The sequence below is a fragment of the Pleurocapsa sp. FMAR1 genome, from assembly GCF_963665995.1.
Taxonomy (GTDB): domain Bacteria; phylum Cyanobacteriota; class Cyanobacteriia; order Cyanobacteriales; family Xenococcaceae; genus Waterburya.
In genome coordinates, this window is record NZ_OY762512.1 from 3,932,729 (window position 1) to 3,955,149 (window position 22,421).

Sequence of the window (22,421 nt, forward strand, 5' to 3'; positions counted from 1 at the left end):
TTAAAGAAATTAAATGTTTTAGCAATTGTTCTTAAGATTAGGGACAAATAAGAATTCTCCAATTTCTATCGAACTTTCTCGACCTTGTATTGCTGGATTAGCTTCACTAATTAATGACCAAGAGTTAATATCTCCATAAAGCCGCGAAGCAATTAAGGACAAAGAATCTCCTTTTCGCACTACGTAGTTAAAGCCACCACAGGATTTTGACTCAGGCTTTTCCGCAACGGTAGGAGATACGACTGATTGATCTGGTTTAGTTTCGGATGTTTGATTAGAAGCAGTGGTAGAAGTTGGTGTAGTTTGTGGCTGTTGTTTGGCAATAACAGAATTACCTGCAAATCCTAAGCCAATACCCAGTAGCAGAAATAAAATCGCTATACCCACAGGTAGCCAGATGGGAATAGTTCGTTTTTGTTCTTTTATTTCTACAGGCAACTCTGCCAGCATTCTGTAGGTAGAAAGATCGGTTTCGCAATTAGGACAAGTGTTGGCTTCAATTTGCGATCGCTCGCAAACTGGACAAGTTAACTTTACTGACATAACTTTTTAAGAATGTGGAGGATGAAAATTTAAATAAAGTCTCCCTGCCTTTTGCCCCCCTTTGCAAGGGGGGTTGGGGGGATCGGGATAAGGGGGCGCAGTTATCGGGTTAATCCTGTGGCAATACTGTTGTTACTAGTAGGAAGCGGTTGATCTATATAATGACGAACATCTTCAGCTAACTCTCTGAAGAGTCTTTCTGCTTCATAACCGTCTTCCCGTCTCATTGCATCAATCATCTGAGATAATTTACCAGCCATAACTCTGGCTTTACTTGGCTCTATTTGATGCGCTCTAGCAACTCCATCACGACAAGCTAAGATTAAATTGACTTTTTCGGGAAGGTTGTCTAACTCACGTCGAGCATCTTCAGTAAGAGCGTGCAGTCCAGAAATATTGTTATCAGCGATCGCCTTTTTTAAATCCCTAGATAATGTTTCCAGTCGTTCTTTCTGACTAGAGGGAAGCAGAAATTCACACTCTTGGGTAATAAACTCAAAATATCTAATAAAGAATTTGGCAGTATCGTAATCATCATCAGCAAATCGTTTTAACTCCTGTGATTTTTCTTTGGCTGCGTTGGCTCGATCCTCTCTTATGTTGCCATCTTGAGTTTTAATTTGATTAGCAGCTTTAACTGTCTCTCCAGCAATACGATAAGCTTCTTGAACTCCATGTTCGGTTAAATTACCTTCTTCATTAAGTTGCTTGATAGTCTCCTCAACGTCGCGAGAAATACTTTCATCTTGTCCCCCTGTTGATAAAGAACAACTGACTTTTACCGAAGGATCGTTTTTTAAAATAGCTGTAGTCTGAAGTGAGTTATTTTTTTCATCTAACTCTGCTGTTACCAAAATCTCCGTTCCTTTAGGATATGCTTTGTCAAGTGCTAACCACATATCGCCTATTCGTTCATCATCCCTTTTACTGACATCATCGGGACTGTAAAATTTAAAGTGAATTAGGCTTTGTCCATCTGCTTCTGTTTTAAAAGTATGAGTAGTCTTAATGGGAAGAATATCTCCTTGTTTGATTAGCTTGTGTCGAGGATCGTTAACTAATTCAATACAATAGTCGCGAGAAACTGTACCTACTTTCTCAATCAAACCAGCAGCAGTAATTGCAGCACCTTCGGCGACTGCATACATTGGACGGGATGAACTACTACTTTGTCTGCACCAAAAGCTTCTGTAACCTTACGCTGTACCAGAGGAATTTGAGATGAACCACCTACCAGTAAAACAACATCAATCATATCCTCTGGATAATCAGAATACTTAATTGCATCCTTACAAACAGCAATAGAACGTTCTACCATAGGTAAAATCATGCCCTCAAACTGTTCGCGAGTAATCTCTACCTCAATTGAGATCGCCATTCCTAAATCATCTAGTAGCGGGGTAGAAGGCATAATTTGAGCTTTAGAATTGCTACTGAGTTGAATCTTAGCTTGTTCTACAGCCATTTTTAGATCGCCCATAAAACGAGCTTTCTGGTAATGAGGCATCTTATTAATTAAGCTATCTATATCTTCCAAATCTTCTGCTTCTGCTATCTGCTCTTTTACAAAATCTATCAGGCGATCGTCTATATCATCACCACCAAGCCATAAATCCCCTGCTTTACCAGATTCAATAAATTGATTGCCAGCAGCAGTTACTATAGATGAGTCAAAAGTACCACCACCAAAGTCATAAACCAAAATGGTTTTAACATCATCGGAGTTAGGTTTGAAACCATAGGATATTGCTGCTGCGGTAGGTTCTGGCAATAGTTCCGATCCCGCTAATCCTGCTCTAGTTGCTGCTATTTGAGTTGCGTTTCTTTGCTTATCATTAAAATAAGCAGGAATAGTAATTACAGCCCTAGTAATTCTCTCTCTTTGCCCTTGTTGCTCTTGATAAGTTAGGGCATTTTGAACAATCTTTTTGAGAATTTCAGCACTAATATCTTCAGGCTCATATTCTTTGCTATCTAGCCATACCGAAAGGCTATTTTCCGTACCTTTGGTTGACTTAGAAATTTTGTAAGCAAAACGATCTAATTGCTGTTGAACTACAGAATCCCCAAACCCTCTACCAATAAGTCTTTTGATTGAAATAACGACATTTTCAGGATCGGCTTTTAGCTTTTTATAAGCATCGTTTCCGACAATAATTCGATTGTTTTCCAACGCAATCACAGAACGAGTAAGTGTGCGATCGGGCGCAGGATTATCTGGCGCGGTAACTATTTCTGTATTAGCAAATTTAAATGCAGCAACTGAATTAGTTGTTCCTAAATCAATTCCGACTATATTTCCCATGTAAAAATTTCCTTTCTATAAAAATTTCTGCTCTAAATTGAATCTTTTTTAAAGCAGCTTCATATTTTTATATTTTCCAAAAATAGCCGTATATTATCAAAATTAACTATGTTTAAACTAAATATATACTATTAAACATTTAGTTTGCCTTTAAGTATTTATTGTTATGTATAGTCATCAAATACTTTTTATTTACGCTTAAATACTCAAGAAGTAATATTACAAAATTTAAAGTAAATATACTTAGTTGTATTTCAGCATCCACTTGACTTAAACAGTAAATACAAACTGCTTTACCTATTGTCTTAATTGAAAATGGAAGCTACTTGTTCATTTGGACAATCAAAAAAGAGCAAAAATATGAAGTGTTAATAATGTCTAAGTTCTTTGTTTGATATCTGAAAATATAGAATAGCTGACTTTAAACGTATTGAATTGAAGTGAGCAACATACCAGAAGTAAATTTTCTTTCATAGTCTAATTTTTCCGATTTCTTTTAGTTTAAAAGTCAATTTGCGAACACTAGTTTGGATGCTTATATACACATCCTAATTATGAAATTATGACCAAACCAAAAAATGACTCTTTCAAAAAAAGCCGATAATGCTTGCCATTTTGGGAGTAGTTTCTTTGATAGTTACAGCATTAGCTGCTTTTTTTATTTTGCAAGGAATGAGAGAGGCAAAAATTGAAGAACAAGAAAAGCAAGCTGCTATTCAGGCAGAGCAGCAAAAACAAGCTGCAATAGAAAAAGAACAAGAAAGGCAAGCTGCCATTCGCAGAAGACAAATTTCTGAAGGGAACGAAGAAGATTTGACTGCTGCTGAAGCCGAAAAAGAACCTGCGCTAAAAGCTGAAGCTGAAGGAGAAGAACAAAATGCTATTAAAGCTGAAAAGGAAGCTGCTCTCAAAGCAGCATTAGAAGCTCCTAGACCTTGGCAATTAAAAACTTCAATCAAGAGTGATTCAAGTGATTTAGAAAGCGTAATTAGTGGAGAGAAAAAATAATGAAAAATGTTGTATCCAAAAGCTTAATTGCAGCTTGTGTAACTGGTGTTGCAATACTTTCAACAGCCAAAGCTAGTGTGGCACAAGTTAATATGAGTTTCTTGACTGAGGTTGCTGAAAGTTGCCAGAAAGATGTATTGTCATCGGAATATTATCAACAAATGGGATATAAAACTGGGGAAATTCCCAGTAAAGAATATGCAGATGGATATCTTCTTGGAGATTGTATTGAATCTAGATATTTCTATTTACAGGTTATCTCTCAATTTCCTTGGCTAGTTTCAACAAAGGAGATGCTACCTGGATATCCAGTCGCAGTCGCAGTTTCTCTTTTAGCTGAAGCTAATACTTTTAGCAAAACATTTATTTTAGATTGTCTCGTCTCTAAAAACAGTGAAAGTCAAGAATGTACAGACGCAGATGGTTTTAAAGCACTATCTTCAGGTTTGATAGATGGTGGCTACGTTGATATGTTTTATGGTAATGATTATCAAACCCAGAACAAGAGATATAGCTATATGTGTCCTTCTTGTGTAGTTGCCTATAATAAAAATCCATCAGGAAGAAAAATGATTGGGGCATTCATAGAATGGTTTACGACACTCGAACCATCCCAAAGAAAAGAAGTAATGTCTATTTTGGGCGATGAACAAGCACAAATAAACAATCGCGTTAGTATACAAAATGAAGCTGACAAAGCCTGGAATGAATACACTGCCATACGTCAAAGAATGACAGAAGAAGAAAAAGAACGGCGTAGAAGAGAGCTTTTAGGTGAGTAATTAGCAAAATCCATTTTAGTTCCCGCACTTTATTATCTTGTCAAAGCACTATCTTTGCCGAAGATCGCAGTTATGCCTAGAAGACTGGATATTTTTCCTGAAATATCCAGTCTTCTTTTCCACAATATGAAAGCGCGAAACAACACAAACAAAAATATCTAATATCAAATAATGTCTATTGTGTTTTCTTCATAAGACTATCATCCAGCAATGCCTACTCAAATATTCTCCATCAATGTGGCGATGGTTTCGATTTGTTGTTCGACTTGATGACGCTTGATGGCAAGCTGGTAAGCTTTTTCTGCTCTTGCTTCTGCTTCTTGGGGATTATTTAGCAAATGAGCGATCGCTTGCTGCAAAGCTTTGGCATCTCCTGGTTCGACTGTAAGGATCGCCTCTGCATCCATCAAATACTCTTTCAATCCTTCAGTTCGTGTAACGACAATTGGTTTACGACAAGCCATTGCTTCGACTAGACTTGTCGCACCAGCAGACCAATCACTAGGCTTGACACAGACAACAATTAGATCCGCATCGTGATAAAGCTGAAGTAATTCGGGTAGTGCATAAAAGCTATTGGACATATTAACAGGAATAGTTTTGGGGAAATTCCGCGCTAGTCCAGGTGCAAATTGCGAAAAACCAGCAATCTTAACATCGACATCTAAATCTTTAGTCGCCGCAGCTAGTAGATGGTAATCTCGTCTTTCTAAACCAACGCTGACAATAAGGGGGCGAATTTTGTTGGCAGATGGCTGTCCTGGCTTAAAGAATTTACAATCGGTTGTATACCAAAAATAACCAATTTTAGATTCGGGTAAATGCAAATAGTCTCGCAAAAAATCGAGTTGAGCGCGGGAATGAGCGACATATAAATCGATTTTGTCGGCGACGCGATATAAACTTAAGGCTGACTTTCCACGAGGTCGATTAATATTGTGAAAGCGTACTACGATTTTGGGTCGATTTTTCTTACTACTATTAACAGCAGCGAATGGAATTCCTAATCCTTCCCCTTCACAAAAAACAAAATCATCTTCTCCGAGTCTAGAAGTTACTCTGCGGGCATATTCCCAATAGTGTGGTATGCCCGTGATTTTGCCCCGAAGTTGATCTGGGAACGAAACCGAGCCTGAGCGTGGTTCATAAAAAGTGGCATCCAATCTTTCACCAAGCATCCAGACATCGTTACGAGGGCATTTTTGCGATCGCGCTTCTAAACTTCGTGTTTTTTGCCGTTCCAAATCATTAAATTTTCTCAGTGGGACGTGATATTTCAATTTTACTTGGCTCTCATTTAGCAATTTTAAACTAATTACTGAGGGGATGAATAATTATATCTGCCGTTAGTATTTTAACTAAATTTTTTCTCTAAAATGCTAATTATAATATTAGTTTAAACTTCAACAGACTTCTTGCACAAATTATCTTTATCAGTCTTTAAATACTTTTTTAATGTGTAATTTAAAGGATTGATAATAATTTCTAGAATCTCTAAATTTCTTCATGCAAGAAGTCCAACTTTTTAAGCACTAACTTTTTCTTGCACTGGAGATGCGTATTGTTGGTGATAATAGCTCATTGTCTCTAACAACACTTCTGCCAAAGGTTTTGTTGGAGTCCAACCCAGTAATGTTTCTGCTTTACTAAGATCGGGCATACGGCGATCGCAATCTTCATATCCTTCACCGTAAAATTGCTTCGAGGTAGTATTAACAATAGGATGATTTTTATAACTTAAATCACCCGTAATCTTAGCGTAGGTAAGACGCATCAACTCAGCAAGTTCGGCAATATTTACTTCGTTATTGCGGTTGCCAATATTAAAGATTTGATTTTGAGCTTTGTCTGGAAATTTAAGCATTAGACGCATAGCATCAACCGCATCATGAATAGATACGATTGTGCGCTGTGCGAGTCCACCATCCACCAGTTGCATTGGTTTGTTGTCTAACAAAGCAGTCATAAAGCAAGCTAAAACTCTAGGTACGCCATCGGAACTACCATCTCGACCAGGAATGTAATCCATCTTTGGCCCAAAAAAGTTAAGCGGTCTGATGATGGTAAAAGGCATACCGTTTTCTTGATTGTGGGCGTAGATCAAACGTTCGGTCATCTGTTTTGCACAGGCATAAGTCCAACGCTGATTGGAAATTGGTCCCATAATTAGTGGCGTTTCGTCTTCTCGCAGTTCGTAAAAATCGGGGTTGCTGTAATTATCTCCAGGTAAGTAGCTCGATAAAGTGCGACCGTATACTTCGCTAGTAGAAAAGCTAACCAACCATTTTTTGTACTTGGCGCACAATTCTACAATTGGATAGATATCGAATAAATTGGCATAGATCGTGTCTAATGGGCGAGTATTATACTCCGCTGGGTTGCAGATAGCGGCTAAGTTAAAGACGACATCAGCTTGGGCAATTTCACTTTCAATTTCTGCTAACTCTCCAGGTGAATTAGTCGTATTTCGATGTAAATGAAAATTGGGATTTGTAAGATGTCTGGCTATTTTGCGATCGCTAGGATCCCAGCCATGAATTTCAAAACCACCTTCATCAAGTAGCCTGTCTAAAAGATGACTACCAATAAAGCCACCACAACCTAACATTATTATTCGCATATTCTATATCCTAACTTTGTAGTATTTATGTGTCTTTGGGGTAATTTTACCATGAAAAAGTGTATTTTTAGTTAATGCTAGTAATATTGCTTAGTTCAAAATCGGTAATATAAATATCGCTTGAAAAATAGACGCTACTGAATCGGGGCATAAATAGTAAGACTAATGTTCTTGTCCATTTTGAAAAAGCCAATAACTAAAAATATTAAAATTAAAATCTAAAGTTTTATGCTTTAAATCATTACCGTCAGTTTTTTGACTTTTAAGAACAATAGCAAGTAACCTCTTCATAAATGTGTCAATTTTATGACAATACTGTCACACTTATTTGCCAAGATTAAATACTTATTATTCACACACATCAACAATTAGAGTAATTAAAGCAGTTAAAAAGAATGATTTACCGTTATATTCAACTTACAAAGGGCTTCGATAGCTGTTGTTTTGTTAATAATTAAATTTTGTCCGAACCATTTTAATACATATAACAGAAATATAATTTGCATAATTAATTTTGCTATAGAAAATGTCGATTAGATAGTTGCTTATTTAGCCGTTATTTATTTTAGTACCGACAGCCAAACGCATTCCATTGACAAAATCCCAACCAGATTGAGAGCGTTTCCCTGCAAGCTGTACCTGTTCTAGGAGTAATAAGCCTAAACCTGTCTGCACAACTGCACCAAAGTTTTTGATATTTTTGACTATTTCTCCTGGTTCACCTGAAAGCGAGGCTAATTCTAAGTATTGTTGTTTAATGCTAATGTATTTTTCTGGCAGGTCTTGAATAGTAGCTTGGGTAAGAGGAACTGTAGCACTTATTTTTAGTTTTTTATCCTGCAACGTGGCAGCACAATTAGGGAAAAAGCCTCGCACTTGATTGTGTACTTCTACTGCACTTTTTGACCAATCAATTATAAAATCAGACTTATCAATTAATCGTGCATAGGTAGCCTGGCTGTTATCTTGCCGAGTGGGTGAAATCTGCTGTTGTTCTAGTTTGAATAGAGTATCCAACAATAAATCTGCTCCCTGAGTGGCGAGACTAGCAGCTAAATTATGGGCATTATCTAAAAGTTTGATTTGGGTTTCGGCTTTGAGCAGCATATCTCCCGTATCCATACCCTCGTCCATCAACATAGTAGTGATGCCTGTAAGGCGATCGCCATTGACAATGCTCCACTGAATCGGCGCAGCACCGCGGTATTGGGGTAATAGCGAACCATGAACGTTGATACAGCCTAATTTGGGCATTTCTAAGATTTCTGAGGATAAAATCTGTCCATAAGCTACGACGACAAAAGCATCTGCTTGAGTATTTCTGAGATTATTTAAAGTTTCTTGGTCTTTTTTAATTCTTCGAGGTTGCCAGATAGTTAAATTATGTTCTCTGGCAATTTTTTTAACCGCCGAGGGAATAGTTTTACTGCCTCTACCTCTTCTTTTATCTGGTTGAGTCACTACTCCCACAACCTCAATCTCAGGGTGTTCTAAGAGTTTAGTTAAAGTAGTAACGGCAAATTGAGGAGTACCAAAAAAGACAATTTTCATGTTGATTATTGTACTTGCCAACGGCTATGCTGATTACTGAAAATAATTATTCTCTGTGGTGATAAGATTAAATGCGATCGCGCTTCCCAACCTACTTACTTATTACTTCAGCAGCTTCTTTAACTTCAGCCTGATAAATTGGTAATTCAAACCAGAAGCTTGTGCCGACACCAACTTCACTATCGATATAAACTCTGCTGTTGTGCTTTTCAATTATATTTCTGACAATAGAAAGACCTAAACCAGTGCCTTCAAGGGTGTGAACTCGATTTTCTACTCTAAAGAAACGCTCAAAAATAGCATCTTTATCTTCTTTAGAAATGCCGATTCCTGTATCCATTACTTCTATCCTAACTGCTGGCTGGCGTAATGTATTAGAATCAGCTTTGGTTGCGTAGGCTCTAACCGTAACTTTTCCGCCCGAATTAGTAAATTTTAAGCTATTGCCCACCAGATTAGTTAATACCTGTAGTAATAAATCGTAGTTACCCAATACAGCAGGCAAGTTAGACTCAAGCACCCGATCTAATTCAATTCCTTTATCTTTAGCGTTTAGCTGGCAGGTTCGCAAAGTCTGTTCTATGGGTTGAATCAAATCTACTTCACTGAGGCTATAGGCACGAGAAGATTCTAGGCGAGATAGGTCTAAAACATCATTAACTAAACGAGTTAAACGATCTGTTTCGTGGTTAGCCGTATCTAAAAACTCTTTTCTTTGAACGTGAGTTAAATTCTCGCCATATTCTGAGAGGGTTTCAATAAAAGACTTGATGTTAAATAAAGGAGTTCTCAATTCATGGGAGACATTGCTGATAAATTGACTTTTTGCTTCGTTTAACTCCACTTCACGGGTAATATCTTGAACCGTCATGGCAATTCCCTTAACATTTTCGCTACCGCCATCGACAACTCGACGGAGTAAAACCCGAATAGTTCTGGATACAGGTTTGTTTACAGTAATCCGAAATTCGTCTTTGGTGGGTAAAAGATGATGTTTTTCTGCTTCTGAAGAAATAGACTTTTCTGGTTCAACCTTAGTTTCTGGCTCAGTCTTGCTATCAATCATCTGATAAAGTGGTTTAGTTAGCTTAACCGTCAATTCTGAAGGCAGACGATGCAAAACATTTTCACCGATCGCCTCTTTTTCCCAACCAAAAATGTTTCTGGCTGTAGGATTGGCTAAAATAATCCGCATTTCTGGATCGATTAACATTGCCCCATCAGCAATGGTAGATACCAAAGTTTCCAGCTTTGCTTTTTCTGAGGTTAATTCTTCAATATTTTGTTCTTCATATTTTTCTAGCTTCTCAGCCATTTGATTAAAGCTACTAATTAACTCTCCTAACTCGCCTCTCAAAGGCAGATCGATTCGTTGCTTAAAGTTTTTTGCAGCAATGTTTCTTACCCCTACCAACAGTTCTTTGATCGGTTTAGTGATCATCAAGGCATTAAATACATTGCCCAAAATTACCATTGCCCAGATCGTAATAAATACGGCAATTGTTACATCTCGCGTCAAATTGGTCGAAGCCACAATTGTGGGATTGGGATTGATGCCGACTGCCATCACCCCTAAATACTTATTGTTGTGCCGTAGAGGCACAAAAACGTCGGTTACTTGTCCGTTGGGTGTTTGATGTTGCCGCACAAAGGGCAAATCAATATTTGGATCGTAGTTGTTGGGTAGCTTAATACGACGTTTGATCGTCAGAGAGTTTTGGACTTCTGCTTGGGAATAGGGAATGCCGAAAAAGATACTCCCCGCACGATCGGCATAGATTATGTAACGAATACTGGAGGTGCTGCGGTAAAAACGATCGGAAAAATTTGCTAAACCTGTTAAGTCATTTTCAGCTACTAAGGGTGCTGCATTGGAAGCAATTAAGATGCTTAAATCACTTCCAAAGCGGGTGTCATTAATATTTGACTCTAGCTGAATTGTATTGACTGCCCAGAAAGTTATGCTGCTCATAATCAAAGAAACTATCAAGGTAGCAGCAGCCATCAGCTTAGTCTGGAGGGTAAAATCAGACCACCAGAGGGAGATAACTTCTTTGATTTTAGTAATGAAGGTCAGCAATGTAATCGGTTTTAAATAAATATTAAGTTAAGTGAATTATAGTGTATTAACTGGGCTGACGAACAGAAAAAAAATCTTATAAACCTTTAGTTTTTGTACTTATGCCCAATGTCACGACGGTAATACATTCGCTCAAACTGAATTGATTCTACTGCATTGTATGCAGAAGCGATCGCCTGCTCAAAATCATCTCCAATAGCAGTAATTCCTAGCACTCTACCACCATCGGTAAGAATTTCTTCTTGTTCTAGTTTTGTACCTGCATGAAATACTATTGCACCTTTATTGGTAGCTTCAGCTATTCCTGCGATCGCCTTGCCTTTCTCGTAAGTATCGGGATAGCCTCCAGAAGCAGCCACTATGCACACCGCACTACCTGCTTTGGTTTTGATTGGCGGCAATTGTGATAATTTTTGTTCGACACAGGCAAGTAAAATCTCATCTAAAGGCGTATCTAAAAGAGGTAATACTACCTGAGTTTCAGGATCGCCAAAACGACAGTTAAATTCAATTACTTTTGGTTCACCTTCAGGGGTAATCATCAAACCTGCATACAGTACTCCGCAATAATCAATCTTCTTTTGCTTGAGAATATCTAAAGTAGGCTGCAAGATTTCTTGTTCAATTCTTGTCATTAACTCTGGCGTTACTAATGGCACAGGAGAATAAGCACCCATTCCGCCCGTATTTTTGCCCGTATCTCCCTCGCCGATCCGTTTATGATCCTGGGCGGGAGACAGGGGGCGAATAGTCTTACCATCGGTAACCGCCAAAACCGATACTTCTGAGCCTGTAAGAAATTCTTCGATGACTAATTTACCAGAATTATCCCTTAGTAAATCTACTGCTGCGATCGCCTCCTCTATAGTAGTTGCCACAATTACCCCTTTCCCCGCAGCTAAACCATCGGCTTTGACCACAATCGGCGCACCTTGAGCGCGAAGATAATCTTTGGCAGCAGCAGCATTAGTAAAAGTCTTAGACTTGGCAGTAGGGACATTTGCCTGAGTCATAATTTCTTTTGCCCAAGACTTGCTCGATTCTATTTGCGCGCCTTCTTTCGTCGGTCCAAAAACAGCAATATTACGCTCTCGTAAATAATCGACAATTCCCAAAGATAAAGGAACTTCTGGTCCTACTACCACTAAAGAAATTTGATTGGCTTTAACCGCATCGGCAATACCTGCAAAATCATCCACAGCTAAAGCTAAGTTGTGGCAGTTTGACATAGTTGCAGTGCCACCATTGCCAGGAGTACAAAAAACTTCGTCTACGTTAAAAGATTGTAATAATGTCCAGGCTAGGGTATGTTCTCTGCCACCATTGCCCACTACTAATACTTTCATATACCGTTGCTGATTTATGTATAAAATTCAACATTAAACTGTTCGTGGCTGTCAGCTATAAGCTATAAGCTTTTTAACGAGTGAACAGATAATAATAACTTTGGTTATAATACCCTGATTCAGATTACCTATCCTATTAGTTTGTCGTTCAGGAAAACTGCCCAGTACAGACAAGTCATGCCTGTCTTGGTCAGCATTCCCTTGCGCCCTACGTCGACGCGGGGTCTGACCGCTTGTCTCTTCTCTAATTGCCCTACTAATTGTTAATTGTTAACTGCTTAAAGAGTTGAGTTACCTTATTTAAGTCTTTGTCTCCAGGCGATCGCTCTACGCCACTAGAAAGATCGATCCCGTCGGGTTGGAGGCGAGATAGGGCATCGGCGATATTATCAGGGTTTAATCCCCCAGCCAGCATCCAAGGTAAAGCTGGTTTAAATTGCTTTAAGTCCTGCCAGTCAATAGTTTTGCCTGTGCCACCCAGCATTTGAGGATGATAAGCGTCTAGAAGCAAAGTATCTACTTTGTCTGTATAGGCTTTAGTATTTAGCAGGGATGCAGCAGTTTTAATCCGAAAGGCTTTGATTAGTTCAATTTTAATAGAAAGTGCCTGACGTAATTGAGCGCAAAAGTCGGGAGTTTCTGAGCCGTGTAGCTGCACCGCAGTTAGATTTGCTGTATTAACTACCGTGACAATTTCAGCTAAAGAATGATCGGCAAAAACTCCCACCTTATCAACTCGCGGTAATAAATTATCGGCGATCGCCTTAATATTAGCTGGAGTAATATAGCGAGGCGATCGCTTCACACAAATAAAGCCCAAGCTATTTGCGCCCAATGCCACAATTTCTTGACCTTGTTTAATTTGAGTAATTCCGCAGATTTTAACTCGCATATGTAATAAAACCAGATAATACCGTATTTTTTTAGTAAAACTTTGAACTACTGTTAATTATTTAGAAGAAACGCGGTTTTCCAGAGAGAGATTTTTATAATTCCTATAAACAAACGTAGTCTAAAAAATATTTAAAGAGCAGAGGAGTCAAGATTCATAATGATATCTAATTTTCTTTTAGCAGTTCAATACACCCCTTCAACAGCCGATTGGACTCCTACCGTGGCAATAGTCATGATTATGTCTAATTTATTTTGTATTGCCATTGGTCGCTATGCGATTCAAAATTCAGGGCAAGGTCCTAGCTTGCCCGTACCCAAACCTGAAGTATGGAGTAATTTCGGTTTACCTGAACTACTGGCAACTACTAGCTTAGGTCATATTCTGGGCGCAGGAATTATTCTTGGTTTAGGCAACGCAGGAGTTCTTTAGCAGTAATTAATTAGGGTTACATTGAGTTGGCAGATTTTAGCGATCGCACTATCTCTAATTGCCAATTTCATCTACTCTTATCTAATTTAGCTGTAGAGATTCTGAATCTAGAAATTCTATCAAACTCAAGGGCATGGCTGGTTTGCTGATTATCGATCCGTATTGAGCATTAAGATACTGAGCATAGGTTGGCTCGTTAGTAATGTAAGTACTAAAAAACGCTAATCCTAATTGTTTAACATAGCCTTGAGCTATTTTAGGATCGGGACCGATCGCTTGGGGAGGAACAGGAATACTCCCAGCCGACTCGTTAAGAGTGGAAAAATGTGTCCCACCCTCTAGCAGTACTAAATACTTTTTGGGAGTTTTTAGCCAGGTAAAGGGAATAATTTGTTCAGATAAAGAGGGCGTGACGGGATCTGCGCTACCTGATACTAGCATTACAGGAATCTTAATTTTACTTAAGCCTTGTTCGCCAAATACGGAGCTAGTCAAAGGATTAATAGCAACTGCTGCTTTAATGCGCTCGTCTCTAAGATTTACGCCAGTTTCTACAACAGGAATCTGTAATGCTAGACACTGAAGCAGTAAAGATAAATTCCAAGAATCATCTAAATTAGTACAATCTCGATTTAGAGTTTGCCAATTTAATTCTGCTCCTGCGATCGCCAAAGCGGTATATGCTCCAAAAGACTGTCCAATCATGCCGACATTGTTGGTATCAATCTTTTTGCCATAGTTACGGGCTATATAATCCAGCACGAACTTAATATCTAAAGGACGATCGATTAACTCCTTGGGTGGAGTTACATCTCTAACTAAACCGTTTAACAAAGCCTGAATTTGTCTAGCACTGCTGCCTGGATGTTCGGGTACAGCAACGGCAAAGCCATGAGAAGCAAGATGTTTAGCAAAATAAGCAAAAGTAGTCAGGTCGCTACCCAAACCATGAGAAATAATAATCAATGGCAATGGCTGCCTGTTTTTAACTTTAGGTAAATAAAGCTCTACGGGAAAAGTGCGCTCGCGAGACCGACCCGAAGGATCATCGCGACGGCTATCTTTCATCGTCAATAGCTCTTTACGGTATGAATATTTACCTGGGCTTAATAAATCTGAATTTATAGTTTTGGGGGCAGTCACAGCTAGTTGGCTTTCTTTTGTGGCTTCAGCTTGCACAGCAGCGATCGCGCGCTGATTGCCTTTAACCACTTGACTGAGATCTTTAATGATCTCTAATCCTTGTCTCGAATCAATTCGCAGTATTTTGGTTGGAAACTTCTTCAGCACGTTAAGAGGAGTTAATCCACCATCTTCAGCGTCTGCTGCTGCCAAAATCAACGCCGAACGAATTGCATAAAACCCAGGTTGACGAGCTTTGGTTTTAATTACTTTAGAAACTCGGTCTAAAATTTTTTCTCCCTGAAAAGAATAGAGAAATTGAGCGATCGCTAAATGGTCAAAATCCGCACTAGTTGTTAAACCCACTTTAAATTTCTGTAACTGTTCTGGGGTCAGAAATCCAGCATAGCTGGCTAACTCTCCTTCAATTTTTCCTGTAGTGGCATAAGTTTCTAGAGACTTAATTGAGACAGGAAACTCTAATGCTCCATAACTTAAGACGATTTCTTCGGCTGCTACTGCTTTTTTCGTCCAATAGCCAATCAGCCCCAGGGAGCAAACTACCTGTAAAGCTCCCAGGGCAATATATGAACCTAAGTGGGCGATTTTACTCCTAGACCGATGCCGATTGCTTTTTAAGGTAGATTGATTGGCTATCGAGCTAATAAACAAAGAGAATATCATGCCAAATTATTCAAGTAGAGCATAAGAACTACTACCGTTGTAACATTTTCCTTATTTGCTTTTAGCTGAAAAACCAAGGCGATCGCTATAGGAAAATACCAAACAGTGAAAAGCTGAGAGCTTTTTTATTGTGCGATCGGATAAATAAGATTACTATTTATTAAGGTTTACAAATAAAAATAAGAGGATTTAAAAATTTATGCCATATACAGAAGAAGAAGGTGGAATATTAAACAACTTTGCTAAAGAGCCAAAAATGTATACAGCCGACGAGCCTGATAAAGCTGAGAAACGCAACTATACCATTCTCGGAGTGCTAGGGTTTTTGCTGGTGGGCGGTATCATAGCAGTCGCAATATTCGCATCTACTGCCAGCTAATTTCTAAGCATCAAATAAAAAAAAACTATTATGATTTTGCCTCGTGTTTTCATATTTGCAGCACGGGGCATTTGTTTGGCTTTGGTGTCTTTGGTATGCTATGAGACAATAAAAATGCAAAGTAATAGTATTAAAAACAAGATTTATAGAGGTAATAACATAAAAATGTTCAAGTCTTTCTTCGCTGGCTTGCTAATTGTTTTAAGCTTATTGGTAACAAGTTGTTCTACAGGAGTAACTGGCTTACAAAGTTACGTCAACACTAGTAAAGGTTATGAGTTTTTGTATCCTAACGGTTGGATACCCGTTAATTTAGGAACATCTGCTAGAAAAACCGTAGATGTCGTATTTCGTGATTTGGTAGAGACAACAGAAAATCTTAGCGTTATTATTAATAATGTTCCTGATGACAAAACCTTAGAAGATTTAGGCGATCCCTCAGAAGTTGGATATCGTCTGCTCAAAGTAATTAATAATACCGATCCTGATAAAAAAGCAGAATTTCTCAGAGCCGAATCTCGTCAAAACAAAGACAAAACTTACTATCTTCTAGAATATGAAGAAAACTTGCCCGATCGAGAAGAAAGACATAATATTGCTAGCGTTTCCGTTAGTCGTGGTAAAATTTTTACCTTTAGTCTGTCTACCCCTCAAAGACGGTGGGATAAAGTTAAAGACAGTTTTGAAGTTGCAGCAAAATCTTTTACCGTCAGGTAATTTATGAGGGATGAGGATAATAAAATTGATTGGCTGTTTTAGTTACTTTTAATCCTTTACATAAATAGCTAATTCTAACCATAAATCAGGAAAAGCGTCTTGAAAGTAGTCTGCTTTTCCTAATTCCATATCGCGATAATCAAAGCCTGGAGCTACAGATTCACCCAATAAACCAAATTCCCCTGTTTCAAGTACGGCAGCTTTCCAATGATTTCCTGGTATCAATAGCTGCGCTACTTCTCCATGAGCAAAATTAAGTCCAAGCTTGACTTTGTTCAATTTTCCAGATGGACTAAGAACTAGATAGGTAATCGGTGAGCCTGCTTGGAAATAATGCAAAATATCTGACTGATTCTTGTGAAAATAATCGATAGGACGATCGTCGGTAAGCAGATAGTAGATAGAAGTGAGTATACTGCGATCGCTTCCTGTTCTTGAGGTTGCTATACTTGTTTCTGAGCGATAAGTTTCAGAGAAATAACCACCCTCAATATGTTCAACTAAAGATAGATGTTTGATTAAATCCTCTTTATTCATTTTTGATAATTTTGCTCTTTCGGGAATTAGGTTTGAGTGTCAGGCGATCGCCATAATTAATTTTAGATATTTTTGGAGCGATTAAATTAAGTCTAGCCTAATCGCTCCCTATAAGACACAGAATCAAAAGCTACTTACTGATAACCTATTAGTTCTTCCTGATTATTCCAATTAAGGGTATCGCCAATCTGTTTACCGTCATGATAAGCAGCTAGTATAACCTCGCTAGTTTTACCCCAAGAAATAGTACCATCAGCAGCGATCGCAATTGCGCCTAAATCTCGATTACGACTGCGTGATTCGCTCATAGATTTTTCCATGGCATCCGCTAAAGACATACCATCGGTAACGCGAATCACAATTTTGGCAGCTAAACATTCTTCCATAATCTCTTCGCCAATTCCTGTGCAGCTTACCCCAGCCGAGGCATCGGCATAGTTACCTGCGGGCATAGCAGAATCGCTCACTCGACCAATTCTTTCTAATCCTTTGCCCCCTGTGGAAGTTCCTGCGGTGATTTTACCGTTTTTGTCGAGAGCAACCACCCCAATTGTTCCTTTTCGTGGCTCGTGAATTAATGCTTGTTCGGCAACTACTCCTGCCATTTTTTTGTCAAAATTTTCATTCCGTTCCTGCATCCATTCTTGCAGGCGAATCTCTACTAAAGGATCGTACTTAGGCACATGAAGTTCTCGCAGTAGTTCAAACGCACCATAGTCCGATAATACGCGATCATTTTCTCCCTGCAAAAACTTCGCCAGTTCAATCGGATGTCTAACACGGGATACATTAATGATCCCACTAAAACGTTGCTTCGAGCCATCCATCAAACCAGCACTCATACGTATCTGTCCGTCAGACTGAAGTACAGAACCTGTACCTGCATTAAAAATTGGTTGATTTTCTAGCAGTCTACACCCCAAAATAACAGCATCAGTAGCACTAGCTCCATAAGCGAGTAAGTCATATACTTCTTCAACAACCGAATGAAGGGCTTGGCGGACTACCGCTTCACCCTTCTCACTCCTGATATGTCCTCCTGCGCCACCGTGAATAATTAGCTTGGGCTGTACTTGATTAGCTGACATAAATTAAATTGCTTCACTGAAAATTAACAACCGCATCATTGTAGATGGAAGCCCTACATAAATGCTGTTTATGATTCACTATTATCAGATTGTTTGCGGCGACGACAACGATCTGAGCAATATTTAACGTCGTCCCAACACTTTGACCATTTTTTACGCCAGGTAAAAGGGCGATCGCATACAGGACAAATTTTAGTGGGAAGATCGGATTTCTGACGCTGACGAGGCATATTTTAAGAAAGGAGGGATAAGGACGAAACAGTTTTATCAAAAAGTTTTTATTGCAGCCCCTTTGGGGCAGATCGTCGTCTTACGACGACTTCGCTGCGAAGCGCACCGCCCTTTGCTCCGTTTAGGAGCAAATAAGGACGGAGCAAGAAGCAGCGTGCAGTATTTAGTTTAGCAAAACCCTTCTAAAAACTTAATTGAAGGTGATTAGACAGAGATCGCCCATGCGATGTCTTCGATTGAGTAGAGTGTAAGACTCTATTTAATTGGAACTAATAACTAGCAAGCGTGGTAATAGATGCGAGAAAGGGGTACTCCCCGCATCTATTACACCTTTCTCGCAGGGACTATTCTTTATTATTACTTGAGGCTATCCCACTAATAAAATTCTGGTAGTCCTAAAGATGTAAGGATGCGTTGTAGTGATGGACAAAATACCAACGGGCGAGTGGAATATGGCTCTTAAACAGAGCCATATTCCACTCGCCCAAATTGCTCCAACATGATTTTCAATCTTCTTCGAGAAGAAAAGTGTTTTTCTGACTAAACGAGAAACTCTTTGACGCAATGTACAGTTAAATCTCTCGATATAGCAATACGTGGCTAGGTTAGGACAAAATTAGCTAAAATAAAAGCGCTCGCCAAAACCGAAAAATAATGCCTGCTCCCTATAGCTACGATTTAAGAAAAAAAGCCGTAGATGCCTGTTCTAGAGGTGAAAAGAAGAGAACTATTTGTCGATTGATGAAAATAAGCCGTAACACCTTAGACCTATGGCTGAAAAGAGAACAAGAAACAGGAGACTTTAAAGCGGTCGCCGAGCGTCCCACCAGAGAAGAGCGAAAAATTCAGAATTTAGAGAGATTCAAACAGTTTGTTAAACAACATAAAGATAAGACACAACAGCAAATGGCAGATTTGTGGGGAGAGAATCTTACCCAGCAAAATATTAGTGATGGAATTAAAAAGTTAGGCATAACCAGAAAAAAAGCGGTCAGACCCCGCGTCGCCGACAGGCGCAAGACAAAGGGCTTGCCCGCATGTACGCTGACCAAGACAAACTTACGGGTATCAAGAAACAGATGAAAAGAAAAGAAAAGAATTTCAAGAGCAACTAAAACATCAACAGGCAAATAACCTAGTTTATGTGGATGAAGCAGGATTCGATAACCGAGACGATTATCCCTATGGTTATAGCCCCAAAGGAGAAAGATGTTAGGCACTCAAATCTGATAAAAGAAATGAGAGAGTAAGTTGGATTGCTGCATTCAAAGAAGGAAAAGTGTTTGCTCCGTTAACTTTTGAAGGGTCATGTAATCGAGATTTATTTGAGACATGGCTTAAAGAAAGTTTGATTCCTCAACTTCAACCTGGAAATATCATTATTATTGATAATGCTACTTTTCATAAAGGACAAAGTATTCAAGAAATAGTAGAAGAAGCAGGGTGCCAGATTTGGTATTTGCCCTCTTATTCTGCCGATCTAAACAAGATAGAGCGTTGGTGGTCGGTTCTCAAAACTTGGATGAAGCAGAGAGTTAAAGAATTTGAGACTGTTAGAGAATGTGTTGATACAGCTTTCAAAAAATGTCCTAACGTATATGCGTAATGCTATATAATTAGTTTGTCCTGTCTCCTTTCCTACGGCTTGATGGCGTTGGGAAGGGATTACTTGTTCATAGGCTTCCCAGAAATCACTATAACAAACGGCGCACTGTCGATAGACTGGAGGTAAAGAAGACCCAAGTTTTCTAGCTCCTTTTCTGCTGCGGTCGCCGACATGAACTCCAATCACTTCTTTAGTCTGAACATCTAAAGCTAGCCAAATCCACTGTTTATTGCTTTTATTGCCAACAAATGACCACATCTCATCACACTGAATGGTCAGTTTTCCTGTCTTGGTGCGCCTTCGCGATTCGTCTTAAAAAGACGCGGTGAAGCAGTTGCGGTGGTGAGACACTTGCGTTGCGGACGGCAGTTTTTGAGGCGAGGAAACGCCCCCGTTTAGGGGGCTTGTTCCACTCGCCTGTTGGGACAGAATACTCTGACCCAAAACACGCCTCGTCTATGACCCGTTGAGGTACCTGCGGGGGTTACCCTTTGGTTGTCGAGGGCGAGCAAACTGAGTCAAGGTTCCCTGGCATAAGCAAAGGCACGAACCCGAAGGGAGGGAACCTCCGTTGCGAGACACCCTCGACAGTACGTGCGTACAAGTCCTTCGTCTGCGGAGGGAAAGCCAAGGCGCGTTTTGAGTGGGAAGCTTCTCACTCAAAAGCCGCCGTTCCTGCAAGGCTGTCTCGCAAAACCGTTGCGGGGGTTCCCCCCGTTGCGACCAAGGACGCTTCGTCCGCAGGTGAGTCCGTTGCGCGGGTTCCCCGCGTTGAAGGAACTGTCGAGGGCGAGATACCTGCGGGGGTTACCCCTTGGTTGTCGAGGGCGAGCAAACTGAGTCAAGACCCCGCGTGCGCGAACTGTCGGCGCGTTTTGGGTGGGAAGCTTCCTACCCAAAAGCCGCCGAGGAGTTCGCCGCCGTTGCGAAGCGCGAAAAAGCGTTGCGGGTCTGCGACCCGTTGAGCTTATTGAGCAAGAAGCAACGTCGAGCCGCATTTTGCGGCTGGCGCAAGGGAATGCTAACGGGTGTTGAACCATGCGCGGGGGTCGCACCGCTTTTTTTTAGCTGTCACGCTAACTTGCTTGGAAACTGATTCATATTTGTCATTGACGTAGTTTTGTAGCCAAGGTTCTGAAACATCTGTCACTCTTGCACCCTCGACACTTGCTTCAAGTCGGTGAAACCGATGGCGCGTTTTTTGTATGAATATTCACACAAAAAAGCCGCCTTCCCAACGCAGTGTCTGGCAATCCCCGCCAATGGAATCTTTTCTAATAATAGCTTGTCAATTAAATTTTTGGTCGGTTGACTAATAACTTTTTGCTGTCGATTTTCGACGAACTGTCTACCGCAGTCACGACAACGATAATTTTGGTTTCCATTGTGAATTTTTCCATTTTTTACAATTTGCTTGGACTTACAAGAAGGACAGGATATTAACATCTTGCTCTACAAAATTATTTCTTCTTATATCCTTACATCTTTAGGACTACCTTAACTTTTTACACGGATATCTGCGAAATCAAGACAGTTTAATAAATAGGTTGATTAGAGTAAAAAAACAGCAGAAGAAAGGTTCTAGTTAGCAAATTTTTATCGCTCAAGAATGTTTTAGATAGACTGATAAAGGCAGTTTCTACTTTAGCTTAGCAAAGGAATAGCTGTTCCCAATTTACGGTAGTCAAGCAATTTATCTACCGCTATTTCAATTGATTCAATCTCTTGAACTTTGCGATCGCCACACAGATCGATTAAGCTAGTAAAAACTTTATTAACAGTGCCATCTAATTCGCTCAAAGTCTCTGTTGGTGGAGGTGGCAGGGGTGGTGGATCTATAATTGAACCAACAACAACTCTAGCTTCCTGCTCAGCCGTTTCTCCATTGCCATAATCAGCAAGCACTTTAAATACTGTTGTATTAGCAATTGTCGTCTCGTATTCATCGGAAGGACGAAACTCTTGGGTAATTAACGTTCCATCTTGATAGAGACTAGTTTTTAATGCTCCTTTTGCCTGGCAGCGCACTCGGACAGGTTTAGACGAGGCTAAACTGGGCATTACCTGAGCATTTAGCTCAATTACTCTAGGTTCGGGTGGTTGTAAAATTCCCCGACGATAGAGAATCAGGCGATCGCTAAATTCAATTGATTCAGGTGAGGGCGAATGACCATTCGCCCCTACATCGCTTTTGATGGCGAGGGACGTTGGGGTTTCCCCAGCTTGTCCAATCGCCATGTTGATGTAAACCTTTTCTCCTACTTTCATGTCCCAATGACCATCTTGTTATCCTTGAAGAATTGTGTTTTGCAGTAGAGAAATTTCTGCATCCAGCAAAATATTGAGGTTTAAGTCTTTAGCAAAAGCATCTTTTAAAGCTTTGGTTGTCCAGTGGTCTAACTCCTTACTCCAAACTTTCTGCAAAATACAAACGGGAGCAAAAGGCTTAGAACCTTCGGGACGAATTTTCTCACAATCTTTAATTGAGATACCAAGTC

Annotated in this window: 19 protein-coding genes and 4 pseudogenes; 6 read left to right on the top strand and 17 right to left on the bottom strand. The window is 39.7% G+C overall.

Annotation, left to right across the window (positions count from 1 at the left end; genetic code table 11):
• Positions 1-18 precede the first annotated feature (18 nt).
• Positions 19-543 carry a LysM peptidoglycan-binding domain-containing protein gene (locus SLP02_RS19205; RefSeq protein ID WP_319422329.1) on the bottom strand — a complete coding sequence of 175 codons (525 nt, stop codon included), beginning with the start codon at positions 541-543 and terminating at the stop codon, positions 19-21.
• Between the two features lie 101 nt (positions 544-644).
• Positions 645-2,848, bottom strand: a pseudogene (locus SLP02_RS26805) (Hsp70 family protein).
• Between the two features lie 603 nt (positions 2,849-3,451).
• Here SLP02_RS26805 and SLP02_RS19220 point away from each other — a divergent pair.
• Both SLP02_RS19220 and SLP02_RS19225 read left to right on the top strand, forming a co-directional pair.
• Positions 3,452-3,856, top strand: a complete 405-nt coding sequence (locus tag SLP02_RS19220) for a hypothetical protein (RefSeq protein ID WP_319422332.1) — start codon at positions 3,452-3,454, stop codon at positions 3,854-3,856.
• Positions 3,856-4,638 carry a hypothetical protein gene (locus SLP02_RS19225; protein ID WP_319422333.1) on the top strand — a complete coding sequence of 261 codons (783 nt, stop codon included), beginning with the start codon at positions 3,856-3,858 and terminating at the stop codon, positions 4,636-4,638. Before SLP02_RS19220 ends, SLP02_RS19225 begins: the two co-directional genes overlap by 1 nt.
• A gap of 218 nt (positions 4,639-4,856) precedes the next feature.
• Here the strand turns inward: SLP02_RS19225 and SLP02_RS19230 are convergent, their stop codons facing one another.
• From SLP02_RS19230 to SLP02_RS19255, 6 genes are all read right to left on the bottom strand, one after another.
• Entirely contained in the window at positions 4,857-5,882 is a 1,026-nt protein-coding gene (locus tag SLP02_RS19230) for a glycosyltransferase family 4 protein (RefSeq protein ID WP_319422334.1), read from the bottom strand.
• Positions 5,883-6,163: 281 nt separating this feature from the next.
• Positions 6,164-7,258 carry an NAD-dependent epimerase/dehydratase family protein gene (locus SLP02_RS19235; RefSeq protein ID WP_319422335.1) on the bottom strand — a complete coding sequence of 365 codons (1,095 nt, stop codon included), beginning with the start codon at positions 7,256-7,258 and terminating at the stop codon, positions 6,164-6,166.
• A 549-nt stretch (positions 7,259-7,807) separates the two neighbouring features.
• Positions 7,808-8,809, bottom strand: a complete 1,002-nt coding sequence (gene fmt, locus SLP02_RS19240) for a methionyl-tRNA formyltransferase (RefSeq protein WP_319422336.1) — start codon at positions 8,807-8,809, stop codon at positions 7,808-7,810.
• A 91-nt stretch (positions 8,810-8,900) separates the two neighbouring features.
• Positions 8,901-10,889: a two-component system sensor histidine kinase NblS gene (nblS, locus tag SLP02_RS19245; protein WP_319422337.1), complete on the bottom strand. Its 1,989-nt coding sequence runs from the start codon at positions 10,887-10,889 to the stop codon at positions 8,901-8,903.
• Between the two features lie 86 nt (positions 10,890-10,975).
• Entirely contained in the window at positions 10,976-12,235 is a 1,260-nt protein-coding gene (gene purD, locus SLP02_RS19250; protein ID WP_319422338.1) for a phosphoribosylamine--glycine ligase, read from the bottom strand.
• A gap of 256 nt (positions 12,236-12,491) precedes the next feature.
• Positions 12,492-13,127, bottom strand: a complete 636-nt coding sequence (locus tag SLP02_RS19255; protein WP_319422339.1) for a phosphoribosylanthranilate isomerase — start codon at positions 13,125-13,127, stop codon at positions 12,492-12,494.
• Positions 13,128-13,286: 159 nt separating this feature from the next.
• On the opposite strand from SLP02_RS19255, the gene psaK reads away from it, so the two are divergent.
• Positions 13,287-13,559 carry a photosystem I reaction center subunit PsaK gene (gene psaK, locus SLP02_RS19260; RefSeq protein ID WP_319422340.1) on the top strand — a complete coding sequence of 91 codons (273 nt, stop codon included), beginning with the start codon at positions 13,287-13,289 and terminating at the stop codon, positions 13,557-13,559.
• 81 nt (positions 13,560-13,640) lie between these two features.
• Here the strand turns inward: psaK and SLP02_RS19265 are convergent, their stop codons facing one another.
• Positions 13,641-15,365 carry an alpha/beta hydrolase gene (locus SLP02_RS19265; protein ID WP_319422341.1) on the bottom strand — a complete coding sequence of 575 codons (1,725 nt, stop codon included), beginning with the start codon at positions 15,363-15,365 and terminating at the stop codon, positions 13,641-13,643.
• Between the two features lie 199 nt (positions 15,366-15,564).
• On the opposite strand from SLP02_RS19265, the gene psb34 reads away from it, so the two are divergent.
• Both psb34 and psbP read left to right on the top strand, forming a co-directional pair.
• The gene (gene psb34, locus SLP02_RS19270; RefSeq protein ID WP_319422342.1) at positions 15,565-15,744 is read left to right on the top strand and encodes a photosystem II assembly protein Psb34; all 180 of its coding nucleotides are present in this window, start codon (positions 15,565-15,567) and stop codon (positions 15,742-15,744) included.
• 165 nt (positions 15,745-15,909) lie between these two features.
• Complete coding sequence (gene psbP / locus SLP02_RS19275) at positions 15,910-16,461, top strand: photosystem II reaction center PsbP (protein WP_319422343.1); 552 nt, start codon at positions 15,910-15,912, stop codon at positions 16,459-16,461.
• Positions 16,462-16,509: 48 nt separating this feature from the next.
• On the opposite strand, the gene SLP02_RS19280 is transcribed toward psbP, so the two are convergent.
• The 4 genes and pseudogenes from SLP02_RS19280 to SLP02_RS26810 all read right to left on the bottom strand — a co-directional run.
• Positions 16,510-16,998, bottom strand: a complete 489-nt coding sequence (locus tag SLP02_RS19280) for a cupin domain-containing protein (RefSeq protein WP_319422344.1) — start codon at positions 16,996-16,998, stop codon at positions 16,510-16,512.
• A gap of 134 nt (positions 16,999-17,132) precedes the next feature.
• Entirely contained in the window at positions 17,133-18,086 is a 954-nt protein-coding gene (locus SLP02_RS19285) for an isoaspartyl peptidase/L-asparaginase (RefSeq protein ID WP_319422345.1), read from the bottom strand.
• Between the two features lie 68 nt (positions 18,087-18,154).
• Positions 18,155-18,316, bottom strand: coding sequence for a DUF2256 domain-containing protein (locus SLP02_RS19290; protein ID WP_319422346.1), 162 nt, complete (start codon positions 18,314-18,316; stop codon positions 18,155-18,157).
• 368 nt (positions 18,317-18,684) lie between these two features.
• A pseudogene (locus SLP02_RS26810) lies at positions 18,685-18,906 on the bottom strand (IS1 family transposase); the annotation flags it as partial.
• A 65-nt stretch (positions 18,907-18,971) separates the two neighbouring features.
• On the opposite strand from SLP02_RS26810, the pseudogene SLP02_RS19300 reads away from it, so the two are divergent.
• Positions 18,972-19,917, top strand: a pseudogene (locus SLP02_RS19300) (IS630 family transposase); the annotation flags it as partial.
• On the opposite strand, the pseudogene SLP02_RS19305 reads toward SLP02_RS19300, so the two are convergent.
• The 4 genes and pseudogenes from SLP02_RS19305 to SLP02_RS19320 all read right to left on the bottom strand — a co-directional run.
• Positions 19,798-20,220, bottom strand: a pseudogene (locus SLP02_RS19305) (IS1 family transposase); the annotation flags it as partial. The pseudogenes SLP02_RS19300 and SLP02_RS19305 overlap by 120 nt on opposite strands.
• A gap of 849 nt (positions 20,221-21,069) precedes the next feature.
• Positions 21,070-21,369: an IS1/IS1595 family N-terminal zinc-binding domain-containing protein gene (locus tag SLP02_RS19310; protein WP_319422347.1), complete on the bottom strand. Its 300-nt coding sequence runs from the start codon at positions 21,367-21,369 to the stop codon at positions 21,070-21,072.
• A gap of 198 nt (positions 21,370-21,567) precedes the next feature.
• Positions 21,568-22,191 carry a hypothetical protein gene (locus SLP02_RS19315; RefSeq protein WP_319422348.1) on the bottom strand — a complete coding sequence of 208 codons (624 nt, stop codon included), beginning with the start codon at positions 22,189-22,191 and terminating at the stop codon, positions 21,568-21,570.
• Between the two features lie 18 nt (positions 22,192-22,209).
• A complete protein-coding gene (locus SLP02_RS19320) occupies positions 22,210-22,347 on the bottom strand; it encodes a hypothetical protein (protein WP_319422349.1) in 138 nt (45 codons plus the stop codon).
• Between the last annotated feature and the right edge of the window lie 74 nt (positions 22,348-22,421).